Origin of the sequence: Nonomuraea sp. NPDC049784, from assembly GCF_040659615.1 — a bacterium.
In the GTDB taxonomy this organism is placed as follows: Bacteria; Actinomycetota; Actinomycetes; order Streptosporangiales; family Streptosporangiaceae; genus Nonomuraea.
Map to the genome: position 1 here is coordinate 1 of NZ_JBFAMX010001334.1, position 1005 is coordinate 1005.

Consider the following 1005-nt stretch of genomic DNA (forward strand, 5'->3'; position numbering starts at 1 on the left):
TGCACCAGCCGATCGTCGGGCCCGTGACCCGCCAGCACGGTGACCTCGCCGACCCAGGGCCGCAGCCTTTCGGGCGGGATGCTCATGACCCCACGCTATCCGGCGCCCGGCGTCGTGCCGGAACTTCCTATAAGTGCCGGTGGGTGCGCTGACAGCATGCCAGGCATGATTCTTGTCACAGGTGCCACGGGCACCATCGGCGGTGAAGTGCTCCGGTTGTTGTCGGCTCGTGGTGAGCGGGTGCGGGCGATGACCCGGGAGCCGTCGCGAGTCCCCGCACTGCCCGGCGTCGAGGCCGTACGAGGCGACTTCGACGACCCCGCGTCCCTGGCGCAGGCGGCGGCGGGAGCCGGCACCCTGTTCCTGCTCAGCGCTCCCGGCCCGGAGATCATCCGCCACGACGAGGCGGCGCTCGCCGCCGCGCGCGCGGCAGGCATGCGAAAGGCCGTGAAGCTCTCGGCCATCGGCACCGGCGAGCACGTAAAGGTGGGTGACTGGCACCTGCCGGGGGAGCAGGCGCTCCGGGCGAGCGGGATGGGGTGGACGGTGCTGCGGCCCACCCGCTTCGCCTCCAACACCCTGTTCTGGGCCCCCTTGATCCGGGCGGGGCAGCCGATCCCGAACATGACGGGCACCGGGACGGAGGGCTACATCGACCCGCGCGACATCGCTGAGGTCGCCGTGCGGGCCCTGACGTCCGGCGACCTGGCCGGGCTGGTGCTGACGTTGACCGGGCCCGGGCTGCTGAGCGTCCCGGACGTCGTCGGGCAGCTGGGCGAGGCGCTGGGACGTGAGCTGGAGACGGTGGACATCTCGCTGGACGCCTACCGGCAGCAGCTGCTCGCCGCCGGGCGTAACCCCGGGTTCGTCGACGTCGCGCTCAACGGGGCCGAACTGGTCCTGCGGGGCGGCAACGCCCGGCTGACCGACGACGTGGAGAAGGCCCTCGGGCGGCCGCCCCGCACGTACCGGACATGGGCCGAGGATCACCGCGCGGCCTTCACC

General features: G+C 72.6%; 1 protein-coding gene. It reads left to right on the forward strand.

Going from position 1 to position 1005, the window contains the following annotated elements; genetic code table 11:
• Window positions 1–165 precede the first annotated feature (165 nt).
• Window positions 166–1005: NAD(P)H-binding protein (locus AB0J09_RS65835; protein WP_360714787.1), on the forward strand; the 840-nt coding region annotated here is incomplete at its 3' end.